Below are 15,940 nucleotides of genomic sequence, written 5' to 3'. Positions count from 1 at the left end.
GCCACAAACCCCATTTCGGCGGGAGGGGGAGGGGGAGGGCTACTTCGGGGGGCGGAACCAGGCTGGAACGCGCTCGGAGAACTCAGCGGCGGGCAGGGTGCCGACACCGTGGGGGATCACCGCCAGCATCGGTACGCCGGTCAGCCGCGGCAGATCGTCGTGGTTGCAGCGGTCGGCGATCCCCGGTTCGGGGGGCCACGACCCGATGACCAGCCCGTGCGGCTCGATGCCTCGACTGCGGCACGCCTCCACGGTGAGTTCGGTGTGGTTCAGGGTGCCCAGGGAGGAGCGGGTGACGATCACGACGTCGACCTGATGCAGGCCGTCGGCGCCCAGCGCGGTCGCGATGTCGAGGATGGTGCCGCCGGAGTTGTCGAGCTTCACCAGGGCTCCGCCGGCACCCTCGACCAGCACCGTGTCCACCGACTCGGCGGTGGCCGCGATCCGGTCGACGTACTCGCGCACCGGGGGGATGGTGAACCGCCGCAGCCGCGCCGCACTCTCCGGCGCCAGCGGGTCCGCGAGCGCGGTGTACTCGTCAGCCACCGAGCCGGTCAACTGCTCGATCACCGCGGCGTCGGCGACGCTACCGGGCTTCTCCTTGTCGATGCCGGTCTGCACCGGCTTGATCACCCGTACCGACCCCTGGGCGCCGGCGCGCACGGCCAGCGCTGCGGTCGCCACGGTCTTGCCGACACCGGTGTCGGTGCCGGTGATCACCACGATCCGGCTCATCGGATCACCTCCAGGAGCAGTTTGACAGCCCGGGACCAGTCCTCGTCGCTGACACCCGCACTGGCGGTGATCCGCAGTCGGCTGATCCCGTCCGGCACCGAGGGGGGTCGGAAGCAGCCGACCCGGACCCCCGCCTCCAGGCACGCGGCCTGGGCGGCGACCGCCTCCTGAGGCGACGTCATCGGCACCGACAGCAGCGCCCCGGCAGGAGCCGGTACGTCGAGCAGGTCGGCCAGGCCGCGTACCCGCTCGGTCACCGAGGCGGGCAGGTCGGGATTGTCGCGCAGGATCCGCAGCGCGGCCAGCGCGCCGGCGGTCGCTGCGGGTGCCAGACCGGTGTCGAAGATGAACGGCCGGGCCCGGTTCACCAGATGGTCGATCAACGCCGGCGAGCCGAGCACCGAACCGCCCTGGGAGCCCAGCGACTTGCTCAGGGTGGCGGCCACCACCACATTCGGATGTCCGGCGAACCCGGCTGCGTGCACCAGGCCGCGGCCGTCGCCGCGGACGCCGAGCCCGTGGGCTTCGTCGACGACCAGCATCGCGTCGTACTGCTCGGCGAGCCTGACCAGTTCGGCGAGCGGGGCCTCGTCGCCGAGCACCGAGTAGATCGACTCGACCAGGATCACCACCCGTTCGAACCGGGTGGGCTTGCCGGCGCAGCCACCGTCCCCGCAGGCACCGCAGCCGCCGGCACCCTCGGGGGAGGCGCAGCTGGCCAGGGCCGCCTCGACCGCGGCGACGTCGTTGTGGTCGGTGACGGTGACCTCGGCGCGGGCCAGCCGTGCGGCGTCGACGAGGGAGGCGTGCACGTGGGCGTCGCTGATCACCCGCGCCCGCTCGGCCAGGGCGGCGACGACGGCAAGGTTCGCGTGGTATCCGGTCGAGAAGACCAGGGCGGCGGGCCAGCCCAGATAGTCGGCCAGTTCGGCCTCGAGCTCGCCGTGCAGGTCAGTGGTGCCGGTGACCAGCCGGGAGGCGCCGGCGCCGGCGCCCCAGGTCTGTGCGGCCTCGGCTGCGGCGCTCCGCACGGCCGGGTGCTTGGACAGGCCGAGGTAGTCGTTCCCGGCGAGGTCGATCACGTCGTCGTGCGCGCCGCGCGGGCGCAGGGTCCGCTGCAGCCCGAGCCGTTCCCGGGTGTCCCGTTGCCGGGTCAGCCAGGTCTCCCAGCCGTTCATCACGCCACCTCCGCAGCAGCCAGGACGCCGGTGGTGATGAGGGCCAACTCCTCGTCGGTCACCACGTACGGCGGCATCGTGTAGATCAGGTCTCGGAACGGACGCAGCCAGACCCCGGCGGCCAGCGCGGCCTCGGTGGCCGCCGGCACATCCACGGGACGGTCGAGCTGCACCACTCCGACGGCACCCAGCGTACGGACATCCACCACTCCGGGAACACTCCACGCCGGTGTGAGACCGGCCACCAGGCCGGTGCCGATCCGAGCCACGTTGCCCCGCCAGTCGCTGGTGGTGAGCAGGTCCAGCGACGCCGACGCCACCGCACAGGCGAGCGGGTTGCCCATGAAGGTGGGGCCGTGCATGAGTACGCCGGACTCGGACCCGGAGATGCCGCGCGCCACCGCGCCGGTGGTCAGCACCGCCGCCAGGGTCAGATAGCCGCCGGTGAGGGCCTTGCCGAGGCACATCACGTCCGGGGTGACGCCGGCGGCGTCGGCGGCGAAGAGCGCGCCGGTGCGGCCGAAGCCGGTGGCGATCTCGTCGAAGACCAGCAGCAGCCCGTGCTCGTCGGCGATGTCGCGGAGCACCCGCAGGCAGGCAGCGGGGTAGGGGTGCATGCCGCCAGCGCCCTGGAGCAGCGGCTCGATGATGATGCCGGCCAGTTCGTGGGCGTGCCGGGCGGCGAGTTCGTACATCTGGTCGGACCAGGTGGCCAACTCGTCGTCGGTCGCGGTCAGGCCCGGTGGTGGCGGCCCGAAGACCTGCTGCGGCAGCAAACCGGCCCACATGGAGTGCATCCCGCCCATCGGGTCGGTGACGCTCATGCAGTGATGCGTGTCGCCGTGGTAGCCGCCGTACACGGTCAGCATGCGGGTGCGTTCGGGGCGTCCGATGCCGCGCTGGTACTGCACCACCATCTTCAGCGCCACCTCGACCGACACCGATCCCGAGTCGGCCAGGAAGACATGCTCGAGGCCGGCGGGGGAGAGGTCGATCAGTTGCCGGGCCAGCCGGATCGCCGGTTCATGGGTCAGGCCACCGAACATCACATGGCTGAAGTCGGCTGCCTGGGCGGTGAGCGCGCGGTTGAGCACCGGGTGGTTGTAGCCGTGGATGGCCGCCCACCACGACGACATCCCGTCCACCACCTCGCGCTCGCCGGAGTCGGTCGCGACGCGCAGTCGGGCCCCGCTCGCTCCGGTCACCAGCCGTACCGGCGTCGGGTCGGTCATCGAGGTGTAGGGGTGCCACAGGTGCTCGCGGTCATAGGCGAGCAGTGCTGCGGCGTGGGTGGTGCTCACGCGTTGGCGGGGACCTCGGTGCCCGCGCCGCGGCGACGGATCGCCGGGGTCTGGTCGTCGGCCTCGGCCGAGCCGCAGCTGCCGCCGCAGGCATCGCCGCACGCATGCCCAGCGGCCGAGCCGCAGCCGGCGGCAGCGGCGTCGTGGCTGGCGATCAGCTCGTCGAAGGCGCTCTCGTCGAGGCCCAGGATCACGAAGCCGTTGTCGCGGATCATCTCCAGGTCGGTCTTGGCGTCCTGACCCTCGGAGGTGAGGTAGTCGCCGAGGAAGATCGAGTTCGCGACCTGCAGCGCCAGCGCCTGCAGCGAGCGCAGGTGCATCTCGCGGCCGCCGGCGATCCGGATCTCCTTGTCGGGGCAGACGAACCGCGCCATCGTCAGGATCTTCACGCAGCGCTGCGGGCTGAGCTCCCAGGTGTTCTCGTACGGCGTGCCGTCGAAGGGCATCAGGAAGTTCACCGGGATCGAGTCGGACTCCAGCGCCTTGAGCGCGAAGAGTGCCTCGACCAACTGCTCGTCGGTCTCGCCGAGGCCCGCGATCAGGCCGGAGCAGGGGGAGAGGCCCGCGGACTTCGCCTTGCCGATGGTGTCCACCCGGTCGTCGTACGTGTGCGTCTGGACGATGTTGTCGTGGTGGGACTCGGCGGTGTTGATGTTGTGGTTGTAGGCGTCGACGCCGGCGCCCTTGAGCCGCTCGGCCTGACCGTCCTTGAGCAGGCCGAGGCAGGCGCAGACCTCGACGCCCTCGTACTCGTCCTTCAGTGCCTCGGTCATCTCGACGACCTTGTCGATGTCGCGGTCGGAGGGTCCGCGGCCCGAGGAGACCATGCACACCCGGGTGGCGCCGCCCTTGAGGCCGGCACCGGCCTGCTTGAGGGTCTCGTCCTTGGAGAGCCAGGAGTACTTGAGGATCGGCGCGTCCGAGCCGAGGGCCTGGGAGCAGTAGTTGCAGTTCTCCGGACACAACCCGGACTTGAGGTTGACCAGGTAGTTGACCTTGACGGTGTTGCCGAAGTACTCACGCCGGAGGCGGCTGGCGGCGGCGACCACGGACATCAGTTCGGCGTCGGGGGCGCGGAGCACCGCCAGGGCGTCGGCCTCGGTGGCCGGCTCACCGGCGAGGACCCGGTCGGCGATCTGGTCGAACTGCGTCATGGCCACTTCCTTGCGGGTCGGCGACACCTGAACGGCGTTCAGGTCAAACTGTACGGTGTTCAGGTTAAGGTGGACGGGGTCCCTGGGGCAAGCCGGGGCGGGTGAGTCGAGGAGGTCGGATGCGCTACCACCGCAGCGACGTCGTCGACCGGGCGATCACCCTCCTCGACGAGGTCGGACTCGAGACCCTCTCGATGCGTCGGCTCGCCGCCGACCTGGGCGTGCAGCCGAGTGCGCTCTATCACCACTTCGCCGGCAAGCAGGAGCTGCTCGGTGCGGTCGCCGACGAGATCCTCGCCCGGGGCCGCCGCAGCGTCGAGGTGGTCTGGTGGACCGACGAGCTGCGGTTGGTCTGTGCCGAGCTCCGCGACATCATGCTGCGGCACCGCGACGGGGCTGCGCTGGTGTCGATGGTCCGGGCTCAGGGTGTCGGGGCCGAGGAGCCGGTACGACGGATGGCAGCGGCGTTGCGGTTCGCCGGTGCCGACGAGGAGCTGGCCCGGGTCGGGGCGCACACGCTCTTCCATTTCGTCTTCGGCCACGTGGCCGACGAGCAGGCCGCGGGTGCCGAGGCGCCGGTGGAGTCGATGGACTTCCGGATCGGCCTGGGGGTCATCCTGGACGGGCTGTCGGCGCGGCTGGCGCCGGTGCCGTCCTGAGTCACTGACCGCCGAGGGCCTGCAACGCGTCGCCGGTGAGGCGATGGACCGTCCACTCGTCCATGCCGACCGCGCCCAGGGATCGGTAGAACCCGATCGCCGGCTCGTTCCAGTCCAGCACCGACCACTCGAGCCGCTCGAAGCCACGAGCCACGCACTCCTGGGCGAGCGCCTGGAGGAGTCGTTGACCGAGGCCGAGCCCGCGTTGCCCGGGGCGTACGTAGAGGTCCTCGAGATAGATCCCGTGGGTGCCGCGCCAGGTGGAGAAGTTGAGGAACCACAGCGCCACGCCGACCACGTCGTCGTCGACGGTCGCGACGTGCCCGAACAACGCCGGGTTGTCGCCGAAGAGTGCGTCCCGCAGTTGCTCCACGGTCAGGTGACACTCATGCGGCGCCTTCTCGTAGTCGGCGAGCTCGTGCACCAGCTCCACGACCCGGGTCAGATCGTCGGGCTGGATGCGGCGGATGGCGGTGTCGGTCATGGGTGTGGAGTGTGCCACGTCTGTCAGGAGGACCGAAGGGCCCCGTATGTCCGCGATCCGGTCCTCAGGACACCCCATCCGCGACGCGATCGCGGACATGTCGTGGGGCCGCGTCCCGAGGCGGGGCAGTACGCGCCTAGGGGCTCGTAGCGATGAGGCGCTCGCAATCCTCGATCAGACGCCCTCGCAGCGGTGCCGCCCGCTCGGCGAAGCGAGCCTGCGCGTCGACGTACTCCTGCTTGCCGGCCGCGGTCTCGATCCGCACCGGGGTCCACGCCTCCCCGGAGGGGTCGAGTCGGATACCGGTCAGGTCGTACGGCGCAGCGCGCATGTCGAGGATCCGGATGTCCCAGGCCAGCTCGAAGCAGTCCGCCACCAGGTCCGAAGAGATCATCGGGCTGAGCCGGAAGGCGTGCTTGTAGAGATCCATCCCGGCATGCAGGCAGCCGGGCTGCTCGAAGTCGGCCCGGTCGTCCCGGCCCGGCGACAACGTGTTCAGCGGCCGGGCGGTGGGGGTGAAGAACCTGAAGGCGTCGAAGTGGGAGCAGGCGATCCGATGCGACGCCACCACCTCGTCGGTCGCGGCGCCGCCGAGCCGCAGCGGCCAGCCACGGTGCCGCACCTCGTCCTCGTCGAGCCGGTGCACCATCGCCCATTCGTGCAGCCCGAAACAGCCCAGGTGTGCCGGTCGGGCGAGGGTGGCGGAGAGCAGTCGGTGCAGGGTCTCGATGAGCGGGCGTTGACTGGCGACGTAGGTGGGGGAGACGGTGACGGGGGCGTCGACGTAACCCTTCAGCCCGGCGTACTCCTCGGCCTCGGCCAGCCCCACCCCGAACCCCGGGTGCCAACGCAGCAACCGGTTCGGGCGCTGCGAGTAGTAGGTGAACAGGAAGTCGTGCACCGGGTGCCTGACGCCGTCCTCGCGCCGGGCCAGATGGGGATCGATGTACGGCGCCAGCCGGGCCGCGTGCGCTCGGGCGCGCTCGGACCACTCGGCGCGGTCCAGCACGATCTCCACCCGGGAAGGGTAGGTGGTCGGGACGGACTCGACCACTCGACCGCTCGACCGCTGGCGGGCACGGCCAGTGGAGGCGGATAGGGTCGGGTCGTGCGTATAGCGAGGTTCACCGCCGGCGAAGAGCCGATGTACGGGGTCGTCACCGGCGACATCGACGAGTTCGGCCAGCCAGCCGACGACACGGTCCTGGTCGGGTTGGCCGGCGACCCGCTGTATGTCGGGATCAAGGTCCTGGAGCAGCAGTACAAGCTCTCCGAGGTGAAACTGCTCGCCCCGGTGCTGCCGCGCAGCAAGGTGGTGGGCATTGGTCGCAACTACGCCGACCACGCCGCTGAGCTGGGCCACGAGGTGCCCGCGGAGCCGCTGATGTTCCTCAAGCCGAACACCTCGGTGATCGGCCCCGGCGACCCGATCCAGTACCCGCCGCAGACCTCGGACCTGCACTACGAGGGCGAGCTCGCGGTGGTGATCGGACGGATCTGTCGTGACATCCCCGCCGAGCAGGCCACCGACGTGATCCACGGGTACACGATCGCCAACGACGTCACCGCCCGGGACCTGCAGCGCTCCGATGGCCAGTTCACTCGCGCCAAGGGCTTCGACTCGTTCTGCCCGCTGGGCCCGTGGATCGAGACCGACCTGGACCCGCACGACTTCTCCGTGGGCCGGCAGTTGCAGACCCACCTCAACGGCGACCTCGTCCAGGACGGATCGACCGCGGACCTGATCTTCGACATCCCCACGCTGATCGCGCACATCACTTCGGTGATGACACTGCTGCCCGGCGACGTGATCCTCACCGGCACCCCCGCGGGTGTCGGCCCCATGCAACCCGGTGACGAGGTCGAGGTCTCGATCTCGGGCATCGGCGCCCTGACCAACCCGGTGGTGAAGAAGAAGTGAGCAAGCCCGACGTCCTCGGCGACCTGGCCCCGACCCAGGTCCGGGTCCGGATGGCCCCGTCGCCGACCGGCAACCCGCACGTGGGTCTGGCCCGGACCGCACTGTTCAACTGGGCGTTCGCCCGGCACTTCGGCGGCACGTTCGTGTTCCGGATCGAGGACACCGACGCCGAACGCAACACCGAGGAGTCCTACCAGTCGCTGCTGGAGGTGATGCGCTGGCTCGGCCTGGACTGGGACGAGGGCCCCGAGGTCGGCGGCGACTTCGGCCCGTACCGGCAGAGTGAGCGATCCGAGATCTACGCGGACGTGCTCGCCAGGCTCCGGGAGACGGCGTACACCTATGACTGCTTCTGCCGCAACGAGGAGGTCGACGCCCGGCGCAAGGCGTCCGGCTCCAAGGTGATGGGGTACGACGGCTTCTGCCGCGACCTGGCCCCCGAGCAGCGGGCCGCGTTCGAGGCCGACGGTCGCGCCTCGGTGGTCCGGTTCCGGATGCCCGAGGGCACGCTGAGCTGGGACGACCTGGTCCGCGGCGAGGTGACCTTCGACACCGAGCACGTGCCCGACTTCGCGCTCTGTCGGGCCAACGGCGCTCCGCTGTACACGCTGGTGAACCCGGTCGACGACGCGCTGATGGAGATCACCCACGTGCTCCGCGGCGAGGACCTGCTCTCGTCCACCCCTCGGCAGTTGGCGCTCTACGACGCGCTCAGGGAGATCGGCGTCGCCACCCGCACGCCCGCCTTCGGGCACCTTCCCTACGTGATGGGGGAGGGCAACAAGAAGCTCTCCAAGCGTGACCCCGAGGCGCACCTGCTCGGCTACCGCGACGACGGGTTCCTGCCCGAGGGCCTGCTGAACTACCTGGCGCTGCTCGGCTGGGCGATCGCCGCGGACCGCGACATCTTCACGCTCGCGGAGATGGTCGAGGTGTTCGACATCCGCGACGTGAACCCGAACCCGGCCCGCTTCGACCTCAAGAAGGCCTCCGCGATCAACACCGAGCACATGAAGCTGCTCAGCACCGACGAGGTGGGCCGCCGGATCCGACCGTTCCTGATCGAGGCAGGCATCCTCGACGACCCGGCCACCGAGGCCCAGGAGACGCTGCTCGCGCACCTGTTGCCGCTGGTCGCTCCGCGATTGCGCAAGCTCACCGAGGCCGCCGATCTGGTCCGGTCGTTCTTCATCGACGAGGCCGACTTCACCATCGACGAGGCTGCGCGGGCCAAGGTGCTCACCGAGGACGGGCTGGCCGTGGTCAAGGCGGCGTACGACGCTCTGGCGGGTGTGTCCGAGTGGACGACGACAGCGATCGAGGCCGCGCTGACCACGGCGCTGGTCGAGGGCATGGAGTTGAAGCCGCGGCTGGCGTTCGGGCCGGTCCGGGTGGCCACCAGCGGCGCCCAGGTGTCGCCGCCGCTCTTCGAGTCGCTGGAGATCCTGGGCAGCGAGCGGACGCTGGGCCGACTGAGCCGCGCGCTGGGCTGACGTGGACGCGCCCCGGCAGGAGTACCGGTTCCACCAGTTGCAGCAGGCTGGTGCCACTGGCTGGTGGCGCGGCGTGCTGGGGGTGCTGCTGCTGGTCGCGTGCGTGATCGCGTTGGCGCCTGCTCTGCTGGGGCTGATCTTCGGCGTCGGGCTGCTGGTCTCGGGGGTGCGGCTCGCCGATGTGGGCGGGGAACTCGACGCGATCCTCGATCTCGGTGATCCCTCCGCGCTCGGGCTGGCGTTCGTGTTCCTGGTGCTGGCCAGCGCGATCCCGGTGACCTGGGCGCTGACCCGGTTCCTGCACGGACTGCCTCCGGGATCCCTCGCCTCGGTGCTGCCACGGATCAGGTGGCGCTATCTGGCGGCCTGTTTCGGTCTCTCCGTGCTGGCCATGACGGTCACGGTGGGGGTGATGGCGTTGGTGCCGGCCTCCGGGCCCGGCACCGAGTTCGGCACCACCTTGAACGAGTGGACCCCGGCCATGCGGGACATGATCCTGGTCGCGTTGCTGTTGACCCCGCTGCAGGCCGCCGGGGAGGAGTACGCCTTCCGCGGCTACCTGACCCAGGTGTTCGGGCGATTCGGGGTGGTCCCGGCGGTGCTGGTGCCGGCGCTGATCTTCGCGCTGGCGCACGGGGTGCAGTCCGCCCCGGTGTTCATCGACCGGCTCGCCTTCGGCCTCACCGCAGGGGTGCTGGTCATCGTCACCGGCGGACTCGAGGCGGCGATCGCGATGCACGTGCTGAACAACTACCTGGCGTTCGGTCTGGCGCTGGCTGTCGGGGATCTGGCCGAGGCGTTGGCCCCCTCCGGTGGCACCTGGTGGAGCCTGCCGGTGACCCTGACCCAGTCACTGACCTACCTGGCGTTGGCCTGGTGGGCGGCCCGGGCGATGCGGATCGCGGATCGGGCGGTGCGGGTGCCTGCGCCGAGAGGGGTCGAATTGGTCGCCGTGGCACGTCGCGTGTAAGGTTTCCCCTCGGTCCGGGGGGAGCATCTCGCAGGCGAGATTGCCGCCGGCCACAGTGGGATATGGTGTAATTGGCAGCACGACTGATTCTGGTTCAGTTAGTCTAGGTTCGAGTCCTAGTATCCCAGCGAGTCCCGATCCGCAAGGGTCGGGATTTGGTGCGAAACCACTGCTCCGCTAGGGTTTCACACCGCATCACCCGCCTCCGGTTCGCGCCGGAAGCAACGTTTGCCCCCGTTGTGTAGTGGCCTAGCACGCCGCCCTCTCAAGGCGGTAGCGCCGGTTCGAATCCGGTCGGGGGTACCACGCTCAGAGGGCCTGGGACAGCGAATCGCTGGCCCAGGCCCCTTCTGTTTTCTCGCTGTGTTCGGCCCCTCACTGCCGCCCGTGCCGACGGCAGCAAGGTGGGAAGTTCCGCTCAGCGACCGGCCCCCGTGACGCCAACGGCGATGTCGACGGACGCCGGCACCCTGCGCACCGCGCTGACGCCGGCCGCGATGAACCACAACCACGACAGTGCCATCGGCAGGAACGCCAGGTCCTGCCCGCCGACCATGAAGATGAAGCCGACGACCAGCAGGACCGCCAGCACAGCCCCGACCCTGGCCACGGCCCGGCCCACGACCTCGCCGTGCCACCCCGCGACGGCCACCGAGGCCACCACGAGCGCGATCGGCAGCATCGCGATCAGGAACGACGCCTGGAAGTCCAGGAGCATCATCAGCAGCAGGGGGTCGGCTCCCGCTCCGGCGTGGTCCACCAGCGCCAACTGCGGCACGGCGGCTTGCAGCAGCATCGCGCCGGCGAGCACGCCGCCTCCTGCTGCCAGCGTCGGCCAGATGCTCGCCGGTCCCCGGTTGACACGCAGCCGGCTGGCGACGTACGCCGCGAACACGACCAGGCACACCACCGACAGCAGCCCGATGCCGCGCCCGTAGAAGTACTCCGGCGACGCCTTGGCGGCGAGCGCCGCCGCCACCTGCTCGGGCGTGCCCGCGTCGGGTGCCACCTCGTCGCCGGCCGCGATCACGTCGTCTCCCAGGATCAACAGCAGCGGGTACGCCGCTCCGCACGCAGCCGCAGCACGCAGCCAGTTCCTTGAACTCATCTCGTCCTCCAAATCGTCGTTCGGGTCTGTCGAGACAGCACGCTAGGAACGCGAGTTCGCGTCGGGTAGCCGACGGGCTGCAGTCCTTCCTGCGGTCCACCGCAGTGCCGATTGCGGAGAACCTCATGGCAGGAGCCCTCCCGGTGGAGGATCATGGGGTCATGCCCGTCCGGGTCTCGATCGACCTCGGCGTCCGCACGACGCTCGCCCTCGGAGGCGCCGGGGCCGGTGCGCTGCTCCTGAGCCTCGCCCTTGGGCGGCCGGCCACCTGGCAGGCCGCCGCCTGGGCACTGGTGTTCGTGCTCCCCCTGTACGGCGTAGGTCTGCTGGCCTGGTCGCTGCGCCCCGACCAGCCGATGGCCAGACTGCTGGCGGTGGTCGCCTCCGCCCAGGCCTTGTTCTCGGGAGGGGTGGCCGTGGGGTATGACGTGTGGCCTGAGCTCGGGCACTCGATGCGGCAGACCACCGCAGTGAGTGTGACCGTGCTCGAGTTCGTCGCGGTGGCGGCAGGCGCGACCCTCGTCCTGCTGTTCCCAGTGGGCCGACCCGAGGGGCGAGTGGACAGGGTGCTCCTGACCTCGCTCTGGGGTCTTGCGGGGGCGGGCGTGCTGGCTCGTCTCGTCGGGTCGAGCGAACTCGAGGTCAATCCCGAGTTTGCGCGCGAGGTGGTGGCCAACCCGCTGCACGCGCCCGCCCTGGCGGCGTCGCTGCCCGGTGCTGTCGAGAGCCTCGACGGGTTGCTGGGATGGGCCTATCCGGTGGCGTTCGTCGTGCTCGCCCTGCGCTATCGTCGCGCCCGGCCCGAGCGGCGTCGACAGATGCGGTGGCTGTTCTTGATCCCGGTTGTCAGCCTCGGGCTGGCCGTCCTCGGCGCTCTGCTCACTTGGGCGGAGGTCGAGTCGGCATGGTTCTGGGCCGGTACCGTCGGCCAGTACTTCGCGCTCGGCGCGGTGCCTGCAGTGCTTCTGGTCGCGATCGTGAGGCATCGGCTGCTCGACGTCGACCTGGTGATCCGCAAGTCCCTGGTGTACGGCGGGCTGTGGACGCTGATCGCAGTCGCCTATGTGGCCGCTGCCACCGCCGTCGGTCTGGTCGGGAGCCAGCGGCTGCCGGTCGCGCTTGCCGTCGGTGCGACCGTGCTGGTCACCCTCGCCTTCCACCCGGCGCGGGTGCGGCTCGAACGCCTGGCCGACCGGTGGGTCTTCGGGCGTCGCGCTGCTGGGCACGAGTTGATGGCGCGTCTCGGTCGCGAGTTGGACGGCGCTGCCGACCAGCACGAGCAACTCCATCGGCTCGCCGACATCATCCGCGACGGCATGCGGACGGGCTGGGCCGAGGTGCGCCTGGCCTCCGGGGACCGAGCCGTGGCCGGCAGTCGGGGCGCGAGAGAGGAGGCCGGGCTCGCCGCTGATCTCCGGCTGCACGGAAGCGAACTGGGCACCGTCGAGGTCGGGGCGCGGCAGGACCCGCCCCTGAGCGACGCGGACGGCCGGCTACTGGACCTGCTGGCGCGGCAGGCCGCGCTGGTCGTCCACGATGCCGGTCTGGGGCGCGAGTTGGCGGCCCAGGCTGCCGAACTGACCGCCTCCCGCGCCCGGATCGTCGCCGCCGGCGACCTGGAGCGCCGGCGTATCGAGCGGGACCTCCATGACGGCGCACAGCAGCGGGTGGTGGCACTGCTGGCCGGGCTGAGGCTGACCCGCAACCAACTCGAGCGAGCTCCGGCCGAGGCTGCCGAGACCCTGGTTGAGCTGGAGCGGGAGACCCAGGAACTTCACCTTGAACTGGTGGAACTGTGTCGCGGCATCCGCCCGGCCGTGCTCACCGACCACGGGCTGCCTGAGGCGATCCGCAGCCGGTCGGCGAGGCTGCCGATCCACGTCGACCTAGCCATCGAGCCTGGCGCTGGACGCCGGCTTCCCGATGAGATCGAGGGTGCGGCCTACTTCGTCTGCTCGGAGGCGTTGACCAACGTGCTCAAGCATGCAGGCGTGTCGCGCGCCTCGGTGCGGCTGGGCGTGGAGGACGACGTCGTACGACTGGAGGTTCGCGACGACGGCCACGGCTTCGACCTCGCCGCCGTCTCTGCGCACGGACTGGCGAACATGGACGACCGGGTGACCGCGCTGGGCGGACGACTGACCGTGGAGAGCGTCCCCGGCGCCGGGACGCTGGTCAGGGTCGCACTGCCGGTAGTGAGAGACCGATCTGCTGCCGACACGATCCCTCCCCGACAGGGTGCTCCAGAGTCGGCCCGCCGGGGAGAGGTGGACGCATGAGTGACCCGCTGCGGATCGTGATCGCCGAGGACCACTATCTCGTGCGCGAGGGCACCCGGCGGCTGCTCGAGGACACTGGGCAGGTCGAGGTGCTCGCGGCTGTGGCGAACGCGGCCGAGCTGCTGCAGGCGGTCGACGAGCATCGCCCAGCCGCCGTGGTGACCGACATCCGGATGCCCCCGGGCCACCAATTCGAGGGGATCGAGGCGGCGCACGAGATCCGCCGGCGCTGTCCGGACACGGGGGTCGTGGTGCTCTCCCAACACGCCGACGCCGGGTATGCGCTGCTCCTGCTCGAGCAGGGCAGCGCCGGCCTGGCCTACCTGCTCAAGAGCCGGGTCGCCGACGTGGAGCACCTGGTCTTCGCGCTGCGCGAAGTCGTGGCCGGCCGCTCGGTCGTCGACGCCACGGTTGTCGACGAACTGCTCGCCACACGCCGACGGGCGGCGAGCTCCCGGCTGGACGCACTCACTCCGCGAGAGGCTGAGGTGATGCAGTGCCTGGCCGAGGGGATGAGCAACCGGGGGATCGCCGAGGCACTGAACCTGTCGGTGTCCTCGGTGGAGAAGTACGTCGCTGCGGTGTTCGCCAAGCTCGACCTCGGACCCGCTGATGGGCACGACCGGCGGGTGCTCGCCGTTCTCACGTGGCTGCGCGAGTCGTGAGTCCACAGGCCGACCAAGACCAGCGGCATCAGCAGGTCCGGTCACCGCCGTAGTCTCCCGGGCGGCTTCCCGGTGTGCCGTTTGACCAGCCGATGCAACGTGTTCGCGTCGTTGAGCCCGATCGCCGCGGCGATCTCATCGAGCGACATGGTGGTGGTCCGCAGCAGGTGCACGGCGCGCCCCAGCCGGACCCGCTGGACAAGTTGCAGCGGGCTCATGTCCACGGCCCGTCGGGTGCGACGGTCGAGCGTTCGGGCGCTCAGATGGGAGTGACGGGCAAGCGATGCCAGCGTGTGCTGCTCGGTCAGGTTGGCTCGGATGAAGCGCTCGAGTTCGGCGACCACGTCGTCGTTGCCCGCCAGGTGGGCCGGGACCAGGAAGCTGGCCTGCGAGGTCCGCTCGTCGAGGATCAGCCGATGCGCAAGCTCGTCGGTCAGCTCCGCGCCGCCGAAGTGACGCATCAGTGCGAGGACCAGGTCGATGTGGGCGAACGCGCTGCCTGCGGTCCAGATGCGGCCGTCGCGCACCACCATCTCGTCGACGTCCACATGACACCCCGGCGCCAGCTCGGCGAGTTCGGTGCCCAGCCACCACGTGGTGACACAGCGGCGTTGATGGAGGAGGCCCGCTGCGGCAACGAGGAACACTGCGGTGCATGACGCCGCGATTTCGGTATGGCCGGTAGCTGCGGCTCTGAGCCACTCGATGGTGCGGATCGCATCGCTCTCAGCGAGTCTGGCTGCGACCTCCGCGCCGGTGGCGGCGCCCAGTCCCGGCACGACGACGAGATCGCGTGGCTCCGCTGCGTCCAGCGGCGTGGTGTGGGCCTCGAGGCCGCCGCGCAGTGTCACGCGTGCTGGGACGCCGATGAATCGGAGTTGGAAAGACTCCTCGCCCGTGATCCTGTTGGCTGCCGCGATGGTGTCGACCGTGGCGCCGACGGAACCGGCGCTGGCGCCGTCGAGCAGGAGCAGGTCCACCTGGATCATGGGACGAATACTGCAATAAAGATGTCATTCTCGCCACTGGTTCTGGCGCGGCCAAGCGCCGACGCTGGAGATACGCGTCAACCAGCTTCGAGGAGGACCAGCATGATGATCCAATTGCCGTCCGGGACGGTGGCGTACGACGACAGCGGTGACGGAGATCCGGTCCTGCTGGTGCACGCCACCCTCCACGACCGGTCCGACTACGACGAGGTCGCGCGGGAGTTGGCGCGGTCGCACCGTGTCCTGGCGCTCGACTGGCCGGGCCACGGCGAGTCCCCCAGGGCACCGAAGCCGGAGTCCGCGGCGCTGTTCGGGCAGATCCTCACCGAGTTCGTGGACGCGCTCCAGTTGGTCAACCTGGTCATCGTGGGCAACTCGGTGGGTGGCTTCGCGGCGTGCCAGGTTGCTCTGGACCGCCCCACGAGCGTCGCCGGGCTGGTGCTGGTCCAAGGGTCGGGGTTCGCGCCACGCACGCGAGCGATCCGGGCGTTCTGCCGCCTCCAAGGCTCCAGGTGGGCGGTCCGCGCGTTCCTCCGGGTTCAGGTGCCCCGCTACATGCGGGCGCGCACGCCACGTGACAGGGAGATCGTCCGCCGGGTGGTGGCACGGTCGCGGACCGCCGAGGGGTCGCGAGTGGCAGCATCGCTGTGGCGAAGCTTCAACGACCCGCGCCATGACCTGCGGCAGCGTGGCCGGGACATCGAGGCCCCCACGCTGGTGACCTGGGGCTCCCTCGACAAGAACCTGAACATCGCTTGGGGCAGAGCTATCGAACGTACGATCCCGGACACCAGGTTCGTCGACATGGCGACCGGCCACCTGCCGTTCAGCAGTGACCCTCGTGGCTGGTGCGACCTTGTCGCCCCCTTCATCGCTCACGTCCAGAGCGCCCCTTCGTCAGAGAGGGACATCGAGTACGGCAATCAACCTATGGTGCCGGGCTCTCCTTAGACGCCACACTCGGAGGCGGTGGCCGTGGTGGCCATCGATCGTGGGAGGAGCGG

General features: G+C 70.2%; 15 protein-coding genes and 2 tRNA genes. 9 read left to right on the top strand and 8 right to left on the bottom strand.

The genetic code is table 11. The features are described 5' to 3' along the window. Positions 1–39: 39 nt before the first annotated feature. From bioD to bioB, 4 genes are read right to left on the bottom strand one after another with little or no spacing between them, the layout of a single operon-like run. Positions 40–735 carry a dethiobiotin synthase gene (gene bioD / locus JKG67_RS03325; protein WP_203335795.1) on the bottom strand — a complete coding sequence of 232 codons (696 nt, stop codon included), beginning with the start codon at positions 733–735 and terminating at the stop codon, positions 40–42. Continuing rightward, the gene (locus tag JKG67_RS03320) at positions 732–1,913 is read right to left on the bottom strand and encodes an 8-amino-7-oxononanoate synthase (RefSeq protein WP_203335794.1); all 1,182 of its coding nucleotides are present in this window, start codon (positions 1,911–1,913) and stop codon (positions 732–734) included. The genes bioD and JKG67_RS03320 overlap by 4 nt, the downstream gene beginning before the upstream one ends. Then, positions 1,913–3,214 carry an adenosylmethionine--8-amino-7-oxononanoate transaminase gene (locus JKG67_RS03315; protein ID WP_203335793.1) on the bottom strand — a complete coding sequence of 434 codons (1,302 nt, stop codon included), beginning with the start codon at positions 3,212–3,214 and terminating at the stop codon, positions 1,913–1,915. Before JKG67_RS03315 ends, JKG67_RS03320 begins: the two co-directional genes overlap by 1 nt. Further along, positions 3,211–4,368, bottom strand: coding sequence for a biotin synthase BioB (bioB, locus tag JKG67_RS03310; RefSeq protein ID WP_203335792.1), 1,158 nt, complete (start codon positions 4,366–4,368; stop codon positions 3,211–3,213). Before bioB ends, JKG67_RS03315 begins: the two co-directional genes overlap by 4 nt. Positions 4,369–4,487: 119 nt before the next feature. On the opposite strand from bioB, the gene JKG67_RS03305 reads away from it, so the two are divergent. Further along, positions 4,488–5,027 (top strand): TetR family transcriptional regulator, encoded by a 540-nt coding sequence (locus tag JKG67_RS03305; protein WP_203335791.1) that lies wholly within the window; start codon positions 4,488–4,490, stop codon positions 5,025–5,027. A gap of 1 nt (position 5,028) precedes the next feature. Here the strand turns inward: JKG67_RS03305 and JKG67_RS03300 are convergent, their stop codons facing one another. Both JKG67_RS03300 and JKG67_RS03295 read right to left on the bottom strand, forming a co-directional pair. Continuing rightward, positions 5,029–5,511: a GNAT family N-acetyltransferase gene (locus tag JKG67_RS03300; protein ID WP_203335790.1), complete on the bottom strand. Its 483-nt coding sequence runs from the start codon at positions 5,509–5,511 to the stop codon at positions 5,029–5,031. Between the two features lie 136 nt (positions 5,512–5,647). Beyond that, positions 5,648–6,529, bottom strand: coding sequence for a 3-methyladenine DNA glycosylase (locus tag JKG67_RS03295; RefSeq protein WP_307816412.1), 882 nt, complete (start codon positions 6,527–6,529; stop codon positions 5,648–5,650). A gap of 90 nt (positions 6,530–6,619) precedes the next feature. Here JKG67_RS03295 and JKG67_RS03290 point away from each other — a divergent pair, with 90 nt between their 5' ends. The 5 genes from JKG67_RS03290 (at position 6,620) to JKG67_RS03270 (ending at position 10,201) form a co-directional block, all read left to right on the top strand. Next, complete coding sequence (locus JKG67_RS03290) at positions 6,620–7,432, top strand: fumarylacetoacetate hydrolase family protein (RefSeq protein ID WP_203335789.1); 813 nt, start codon at positions 6,620–6,622, stop codon at positions 7,430–7,432. Continuing rightward, positions 7,429–8,925 carry a glutamate--tRNA ligase gene (gltX, locus tag JKG67_RS03285; RefSeq protein WP_307816411.1) on the top strand — a complete coding sequence of 499 codons (1,497 nt, stop codon included), beginning with the start codon at positions 7,429–7,431 and terminating at the stop codon, positions 8,923–8,925. The genes JKG67_RS03290 and gltX overlap by 4 nt, the downstream gene beginning before the upstream one ends. A 1-nt stretch (position 8,926) precedes the next feature. After that, entirely contained in the window at positions 8,927–9,895 is a 969-nt protein-coding gene (locus JKG67_RS03280; RefSeq protein WP_203335788.1) for a CPBP family intramembrane glutamic endopeptidase, read from the top strand. Positions 9,896–9,951: 56 nt separating this feature from the next. Further along, positions 9,952–10,023 (top strand) — tRNA-Gln (locus JKG67_RS03275). Between the two features lie 102 nt (positions 10,024–10,125). Further along, positions 10,126–10,201 (top strand) — tRNA-Glu (locus JKG67_RS03270). A 112-nt stretch (positions 10,202–10,313) separates the two neighbouring features. Here JKG67_RS03270 and JKG67_RS03265 read toward each other — a convergent pair. Then, positions 10,314–11,003 (bottom strand): hypothetical protein, encoded by a 690-nt coding sequence (locus JKG67_RS03265; RefSeq protein WP_203335787.1) that lies wholly within the window; start codon positions 11,001–11,003, stop codon positions 10,314–10,316. Between the two features lie 161 nt (positions 11,004–11,164). Between JKG67_RS03265 and JKG67_RS03260 the strand changes: the two genes are divergently transcribed. Together JKG67_RS03260 and JKG67_RS03255 are read left to right on the top strand one after the other, a co-directional pair. Beyond that, the gene (locus tag JKG67_RS03260) at positions 11,165–13,282 is read left to right on the top strand and encodes a sensor histidine kinase (protein WP_203335786.1); all 2,118 of its coding nucleotides are present in this window, start codon (positions 11,165–11,167) and stop codon (positions 13,280–13,282) included. After that, entirely contained in the window at positions 13,279–13,947 is a 669-nt protein-coding gene (locus JKG67_RS03255; RefSeq protein ID WP_238997794.1) for a response regulator transcription factor, read from the top strand. The genes JKG67_RS03260 and JKG67_RS03255 overlap by 4 nt, the downstream gene beginning before the upstream one ends. Positions 13,948–13,988: 41 nt before the next feature. Here JKG67_RS03255 and JKG67_RS03250 read toward each other — a convergent pair whose 3' ends face one another. Beyond that, a complete protein-coding gene (locus JKG67_RS03250; RefSeq protein ID WP_203335785.1) occupies positions 13,989–14,936 on the bottom strand; it encodes a GlxA family transcriptional regulator in 948 nt (315 codons plus the stop codon). A gap of 102 nt (positions 14,937–15,038) precedes the next feature. Between JKG67_RS03250 and JKG67_RS03245 the strand changes: the two genes are divergently transcribed. Continuing rightward, the gene (locus JKG67_RS03245) at positions 15,039–15,887 is read left to right on the top strand and encodes an alpha/beta fold hydrolase (RefSeq protein ID WP_203335784.1); all 849 of its coding nucleotides are present in this window, start codon (positions 15,039–15,041) and stop codon (positions 15,885–15,887) included. The last annotated feature ends 53 nt before the right edge of the window (positions 15,888–15,940 follow it).

Source organism: Nocardioides limicola (assembly GCF_016827675.1).
Classification (GTDB): Bacteria; Actinomycetota; Actinomycetes; order Propionibacteriales; family Nocardioidaceae; genus Nocardioides; species Nocardioides limicola.
Note: the sequence above shows the minus strand (reverse complement) of the source record. Positions and strands in the feature narration are given on the sequence as shown.